Here is a 7250-nt window from a genome sequence, read left to right as displayed (position 1 = left end):
AGCCGAACTTTCGCCCCCTGCGCGCCAGCGAACACAACCCTTCTACACAACCCGCCGCGTCAGCGGCGCCCCTTTTTCTCTTTCGGGAATACAGCCCAGCACCCGGCGGACAGCCCCATTGCTTTTCCCCTGTTCTTCCCTCTATAATGAAGGAAAAGTTTTGTTTTCCCAGAAGGAAGGAGACCATCATGGAAAGACCTTATATTATATGTCATATGGAAACGAGCCTGGACGGCAAAATCATGGGGAAGTACCTGTGGCTTCCCGGCCCGGAGGGGGCGGAGGATTCCTTTTATGCGGTGCAGGGAAAATATAATTTCCAGGCCATCATCATGGGCCGCACCACCATCGATGACAACAGGACCCTGTACAAAAAGCCGGAAATCCATGAAAGTGCCGCTCCCGCAGCGGAGGGGGATTTCCTGACCGGTGCCAAAGGACCTTACCTCATCGCCCTGGACGGTCATGGGAAACTGGCCTGGGAGGAGAACCGGGCGGAGGAAAACGGAGTTTCCATGGACATCGTGGAAATCCTTACGGAATCTGCCTCCAACGGTTACAAAGATTTCCTCCGCCGGAAGGGTATCAGTTACCTGATCTGCGGCAAAGACCAGGTGGACCTTACTCTGGCCTGCAGGAAAATCAAGAACATCCTCCATGTGGACACCATGATTCTGGGCGGCGGCGGTGTACTGAACTGGAGTTTCATCCAGGCAGGGCTGGCCGATGAAGTGAGCCAGGTCATAGCGCCTGCCGCCGACGGCAGCAGCCATACCCAGACCCTTTTCATGGCAAAGGATGGGATTTCCAAAGACCAGCCCGTCCGTTTCAAGGCCCTTTCATCTGAAATCATGGCCGACGGCGCTGTGTGGATCCGCTGGAAGGTGAGGGAAAAGTCGGACTATGATTTTGACAGGGACCCCGATTTCCGGGCTGTGCAGGAAATGATTCATACCCATCGTTCATAATTTCAAGGAGGCCCCATGAAAGCCATCGTTATCGGCGCCACCGGCGCTGTAGGAAAGAACCTGGTGGAAGAACTCCTTTCCCGCAGGGAATATGAGAAAATCATCACCTTCACCCGCCGCCCTCTGGATATAAAAAGTGAAAAAATCGAATCCTGCATCATTGACTTCGACCGCCCGTCAGACTGGGCCCATCTGGTGAAAGGGGACGTCCTCTTTTCCGCCCTTGGCACGTCCCTGAAGCAGGCGGGTTCCAAGGAAGCCCAGTACCGCATAGACCATGACTACCAGCTCTCCTTCGCCAAAGCGGCCCGGGAAAACGGGGTGCCCCATGTGGTGCTGGTGTCCTCTTTAGGCGCCAACCGGTCTTCTTCCATTTTTTACTTAAAGCTCAAAGGCCTCATCGAAAGGGATGTGGAAGCTCTTCAATTTCCACAGCTTTCCATCCTCCGTCCCCCCTCCCTTATCCGGAAGCATGCCAAAAGGCCGGCGGAAACGGTTTCGGTGAAACTGTTCCAGCTGGCCAATGCCCTGGGCCTCTTCAAAACCATGGCCCCCGTGCCTACGGAAGCGGTGGCACGGAAAATGGCGGATTTAGGACTTGAGACAAAGAAGGGCGTGGAAATTCTGACAGGCCAGGAAACAAGGGGATAAAGCTGCCAAGCACCCTGCCGGCGCAATGATAAAGGATGTGAATCATTTATCATTGGCACTTATATCAAAAACCAATACTGTTGTTTTTTACCTTTTCTTTCTATGGTATAATGGGCATAGAAAGAGACAGCTGGCATCCTGGGGAGGAAAACGGCTCTCTCAGAATATTGTTATTTGAAAGGAGCCTTCCTCCATTGGATGGCTTTTTTCAATTGCTACTTTTAACAAGTGCAATAATGGCGACCACCAGGGCCGCGAAATTGATGATGACCATAAAGGCCTGATACAATTCTTGGCTCATAGTGAATCACCTCCTCTTACAGGAAGTAAGAGAAAGCCCTGCCAGCTGTCTCATGTAAATATTAACATGTTATTTAGAGATTTGGCAAATATTTCAAAAACAGGAGCAAGGTGTACATACGATATATCCATAGCATTTATTATTACGCTCTCAGGGCGCTGTATCTTTTTTACTGCGGCGACAGCCGCTGCCATTACTCTTTGAATCTGAAATCTAATACTTCACCTGCTGCATGAAACTTATTCATAGAGCCTGCTTACACAAGAACCCGCCGTCCGGAATCATCACCGGGACGGCGGGTTTTACTGTGTCTGTTTTTCTGTATCTGATTCTGTAAAGGTTCATTTCCCTAGGCGGCGCAGCTGCACCATCACCCTTTGAACCCTATCACTTTACATGGAGAAATGCTTTTTGGCAAATCCCATTTTCTGTACGATTTCCAAAGTTCCCAGGAAGGTGCCTTTTTTATCGCGAACGGCCATGTAGCGGACCAGTACCGGTTCCCCTTCCTTTTCCATCCACACGTCGAAGAGGTCCTGTTTTCCGCTGCGGAAGGAGTCGATGAGTTGGCGCACCATGGGCACCACCTTGGGCGGGTGGCAGGTGTAGACTTCCCTTCCCAGGGCGGTGGCGGGGCGGTTGAAGAGTTTGGGGGCGCCGTCGTCGTTCCAGTAGCGGTTGATGTCCCCCGCATCCACGAAGGTGATTTCCAGAGGCAGGGTATTCAGGAGGGCTTCCAGTTCCTTCACTTTAAGCTCCCCTGTGGGAAGGTGGATGACCCCTTCTTCCATGGAAATTTCCTTACGGCCTTCCAGGAAGGCGTCCTGCCATTTGGGCTGGGGGTCTATGAGGCAGGGCTCATAGCGGTCAAAGTCCCGGGCAATGTTCTTCCATTCTTCTTCCGTGAAATTTTTGGCGCAGAGGGGGAAGAGAATGTTATTTTCCTTATAAATCATTTCCTCGGCTCTGGTGAGGGCGGAGGAAAGGCGGTCCTTCCACTGCGGCGTTTCACGGATGGCGGCGCTTTTCTGGCCCTGCTTTTCCAGATTTCGCAGGCTGTCCCGGATTTCATCGTCCACGCTCCACATGACGTCGGAGGGGCCGGAGAAACCGTAGTTCAGTTTCAGAATGGGATAGAGCACATTCTTTTTATTGTAATGAAGGGAAATCCGGCGGAGCGCGGCCAGTCCTTCCAGCGGGTTGTCTCCCTTTTCCAGCGCTTCCCGCACCGTTTTCAGCTGTTTCCCGATGGCTTCATTTTCCAGGGAAAGGAGGGACAGCGGATGGCCCGGAATGGCTTTAAGCGCTTCGTAAAGGCCGTCGGCGCCGTCCTTCCGCTGCAGCATGGCAGCCGGCGAATGGCGGCCCAGGGATTCCTGCACCTTCGCTTCGGCGGCGGCAATTTTTTCCGCCCTGGTGGTGCCGTGGAAGAGGGCGGAGTGCACGTCGCAGAGCCGCTGCACGTCACGGAGGGGCACGCCGCCCTTCAGGAGGGACTGTTCAGCCAGTGCGATTTCCCCGGGGTCCACGTCCTTGAAATTCTTCACGAAATCCGCCCGCACGCTTTCCAGGTCTTCGCCTTTGGAAAGGCGGCTGATGTAGTCGGTGATTTTGGCGGTTCTTTCGCTGGCTGCGGGCTCTTCGGAAGGGGCCGGCGGTGTATCCGGCGTTCCGGCAAAGGAGCCGCCCAGGGTAAAGCCGTGGGCGGTGAGGGTGGAAATAATTTTCCCCATGTCAATGTGCATCATCATGGCGCCCTTGGGAATGGTCATGAAACGGCCCACCGTGTTGAGGGCTGTTTTTTCTGTAATGCGGGTAAAACCAAGCTCCTTCATAATGGGAACGAGCTCCGGATATTCCTTCACCAGGTCGTGTACGCTCTTTGTGAGATAGAGTATTTTCCGGTCTGCCATATATATCTCCTTTTCTGTGTTTCATAGATAATTTTCAATGGATAAAACCATTGTACCATGAAGGAAAGGGGATGTCACTATGGCGTTTACTTACATGCTCGTCCGCACTGCTTTGCGGCAGCGGGTGAAGATTTTTCCGAAGGCCCAGGCCGTGGCGGCGGTAAAGGCCATGCCCGGAGCCGCGGCAATCAGCATCAAAGTGAGGCCCTTGCCCAGGAGGAAGTACATGGCCAGCCGGGCCAGAGCAGTACCGACAGGGCCGGAGAAAATATAGAAAAATCGGTTAGACCCCGAAAGGAGCCAGAAAGCGCCGACTCCCAGGCGGAAGGACATCTGGATGGCCACATTCAGCAGATTGCAGGTGCCAAGGGAAAGTCCCATGAGGGACGCCAGAATGCCGGCGATAATGTACTTCTTGAATCCGAAAACGCCGCAGACAGCCACGGCAATGGGCGCAGACAGCTGGAACTCCGTGCCCGGCACAATGCCGGGAATGCGGAAGGTGCCGCTTACTGCAATCAGCACCGCCAGAAGGGCCGTCTCGCAGCAGTCCATGGCCATGGTTCTTTCTTTGTTGACGGATATGGTCTTTTCCATGATGGTCTCCTTTTTGGAACTTGAGGTTTGAGATTTGAGGGGACAGTAAGCTGCTGGAATGTATTCCCGAAGGTGCCCGCGCCCTTGGCGCGGAGGGGCGACAGCCCTGCGCTGGCGCAGGGGCTGAAGGTTGTGTTCGCTCCCGCTCAGGGGGCGGAGGAAAAGGTTCTTAAGATTGACCGGCCGTTGGCCGGAGGGTTCGGAGGGAAAGGTTCTTAGGTTTGACGCAGCCTGTGGCTGCGAGGGTTGTGGATAGCCGCCTTTGGCGGCTATGCTTATGAAGTCAGCGTTACGGGAATATCTTTCTTATGCTTTCGTCGCCCTAAACATGGCGGTGAGTTAGCCACCTCTGGTGGCTTTCCCCCCTTTGGTGCCTCTTTTCCCTCGCTCGCAGGGTGGTTGTACGGTTTTCCCACGGGCGAAAGCCCGGTTGTAACGGTTTTCTATAAACTGGCGGCAAAGCCGCCCACCACAACCCTCAGCCACGTAGTGGCTGTCAAACTTTAGAACCCTAAGAACCTTCGGCCCGAAGGGCCGTTAACCCTTCTATACAACACAACCTGCGGCGCCAGCCGCGCCCCCCTTCCCTTTATTCAGAATCAAGGTCAAGTGTCGTTAGTGAGACATTCCCTCATCACCTCCACCGCCCGGTCCAGTTCTTCCCTTGTATGGGCGGCGGTGACGGTGAGGCGGATGCGGCTGGTACCGGCAGGAACCGAGGGCGGACGGATGGCGGAGAGGAGGATGCCCCGTTCCCGGCAGCGGGCGGCGTATTCCATGGCCGCTTCTTCTCTTCCCATGACGATGGGGATGATGGAGGTGTCGCCGGGGAGGAAGGAAATGCCCGCTTTCCTGAGTTTCTCCTTCATGTATGCCGTGTTTTGGCGGAGAGCGCCCATGTATTTCTCCGGATTTTTTTCCAGAAGGCGGAGTGCCGCAAGGGCGGCGGCGCCGGTGGAGGCGGCAATGGAGGTGGAGAAGATGAAGGGACGGGAGCAGTTCCGGAGGTAGTCGGTGATATTTCTGTCGGCGGCGGCAAATCCCCCTTCGGCGCCCAGGGATTTGGACAGGGTGCCTACCTGGATGTCGATGCCCTCCATGTGGTAGTATTCCGCCGTGCCCCGGCCGGTTTCACCGATGACCCCGGTGGCGTGGGCGTCGTCCACGATGAGGCAGGCTTCGTATTTTCCCTTCAGCTTCACCAGGGATGGCAGGTCCGCCACGTCGCCGTCCATGCTGAACACGCCGTCGGTGACGATGAAGCGCTGCCCCGCCGTTTCCGTTTCTTGAAGGAGCTTTTCCAGGGCCCCCATGTCGGAGTGGGGATAGACCTTGACGGCGGCCCTGGAAATCCGGCAGCCGTCCACAATGCTGGCGTGGTTCAGGGCGTCGGAGAAAATCACGTCCCCCGGTCCCGCCAGAGCATAGAGGACGCCCAGGTTCGTCATGTAGCCCGTATTGAAAATGACGGCGTCCTCTTTATGTTTGAAATGGGCGATTTCCCTTTCCAAATCGGAAAGCTCAAACACCGCGCCGCTGGTGAGGCGCGCTCCGCCGGAGCCGGTGCCATAGGAAATGGCAAGCCCTGCGGCCTTTTCCACTTCCCTTTCATGGGTCATGCCCAGGTAATCGTTGGAGTTGAAGACGATGTACTCCTTCCCCTGCCGGTCCACCCCTTTGGAGGCGGTCACCATGCGGAGGTCCGAAACTTTGCGGAAACGTCCTTCCGTTCTGATTTCATCCAGCTTTTTAGAAATATCACTGAGCTTCATGGGGCAGCCTCACAAGAACGGTCTGGTTCTGCATGTAATCATCGTAGGCATCCATATCGGTGCCCGGTTTCACGAAGAACACCCGGCCTCCCACGGGGTCACCCATGTCCTTCATCACCGTAATGCGGCCATACCCGAATTTCCGGGAGCCCACGTAGCCGGTGACATAGTCCGGGTCGTCGGACCAGCAGAGCTCCGCCACCGTGCCGGGAGCATAGGCCACCTTCGACGCCAGCACCAGCGCTTCCCGGGGATGGTCGCCGCCAAGTCCCTTCTTCCCCATGATTTCATCGTACAGGGCGGTGTCCTCGCAGTCCATATTGCTGCAGCGCACGCCCCGTTCATGGCGGTCATCCAGCCGCTTCCCCGTGACGGCATCCATGACGATGGCGCCCCGCATGCTGTCGGTAAGGGACTCCAGCTCGTGAAAGGCACTTTGGATGGCTGCCTGGCTTACGCCGATGCGGGCCAGTTCCCTTTTGGCCGTTTCCCGCCCCTCTTCCTTCGTGGACGTATTCATCTGGTAAATAGGAATCATGGGACAATAGGTAATGGACTGGGGCTTCACCTCTTCCACCTTCACCTGGATGAAATCGGCGGCGCCCCGCTCATGGGTCCTGGCCCGGCGCAGCATGGCAATCACGTCCGCCTCCACCTGGTCCTCCGGCACGATTCTTTCCGCACCGGAAATATGACGGCCTCCCTCTCCATGATAACCGCCAAGACTGGAACGCATTTTTATACTGTACAGCAACGAAACCACTCCTTTTGTTAACTTAATATAGCTTTATTGTCAACTGCAAGGGCATAAAATAATCCGAAGTTATCGCACTTCGGCTGTTGTTTTTTAGTGTAAAACTGTTAACTGTTATTTGTCAAGATGGAAATATTATTTAGCTTACAATACAAGAAAAGAGTTACTTTGGAAAAAGAGTCATTGGAGGTGTTGGGATATATTCTCATGTGTTATGAAGGGTTCAGAAGGTGTGCGCCAGTTCGGCGTGTATAGTATAGTCCGGTGAAAGCCCGGGCCCGGCAAAGCCTAGCA

General features: G+C 55.0%; 7 protein-coding genes. 2 read left to right on the top strand and 5 right to left on the bottom strand.

Annotated features, from left to right (window positions below; genetic code table 11):
- The first annotated feature begins 188 nt into the window (after positions 1–188).
- Complete coding sequence (locus QZQ29_RS08145; protein WP_296962188.1) at positions 189–968, top strand: RibD family protein; 780 nt, start codon at positions 189–191, stop codon at positions 966–968.
- 15 nt (positions 969–983) lie between these two features.
- The gene (locus QZQ29_RS08140; protein ID WP_296962186.1) at positions 984–1619 is read left to right on the top strand and encodes an NAD(P)H-binding protein; all 636 of its coding nucleotides are present in this window, start codon (positions 984–986) and stop codon (positions 1617–1619) included.
- Between the two features lie 208 nt (positions 1620–1827).
- Here QZQ29_RS08140 and QZQ29_RS08135 read toward each other — a convergent pair whose 3' ends face one another.
- From QZQ29_RS08135 to QZQ29_RS08115, 5 genes are all read right to left on the bottom strand, one after another.
- Complete coding sequence (locus QZQ29_RS08135; protein ID WP_296962184.1) at positions 1828–1920, bottom strand: putative holin-like toxin; 93 nt, start codon at positions 1918–1920, stop codon at positions 1828–1830.
- Between the two features lie 392 nt (positions 1921–2312).
- Positions 2313–3833, bottom strand: coding sequence for a DUF438 domain-containing protein (locus tag QZQ29_RS08130; protein WP_296962182.1), 1521 nt, complete (start codon positions 3831–3833; stop codon positions 2313–2315).
- A gap of 90 nt (positions 3834–3923) precedes the next feature.
- Positions 3924–4430 (bottom strand): hypothetical protein, encoded by a 507-nt coding sequence (locus QZQ29_RS08125; RefSeq protein WP_296962180.1) that lies wholly within the window; start codon positions 4428–4430, stop codon positions 3924–3926.
- Between the two features lie 605 nt (positions 4431–5035).
- Positions 5036–6202, bottom strand: a complete 1167-nt coding sequence (locus tag QZQ29_RS08120) for an 8-amino-7-oxononanoate synthase (RefSeq protein WP_296962177.1) — start codon at positions 6200–6202, stop codon at positions 5036–5038.
- Positions 6189–6965: a 6-carboxyhexanoate--CoA ligase gene (locus QZQ29_RS08115; RefSeq protein ID WP_296962175.1), complete on the bottom strand. Its 777-nt coding sequence runs from the start codon at positions 6963–6965 to the stop codon at positions 6189–6191. The genes QZQ29_RS08120 and QZQ29_RS08115 overlap by 14 nt, the downstream gene beginning before the upstream one ends.
- Positions 6966–7250 lie beyond the last annotated feature (285 nt).

This window comes from uncultured Dialister sp. (assembly GCF_900538805.1).
Lineage (GTDB): Bacteria > Bacillota > Negativicutes > Veillonellales > Dialisteraceae > Dialister.
This window is presented reverse-complemented; position numbering and strand designations above follow the sequence as displayed.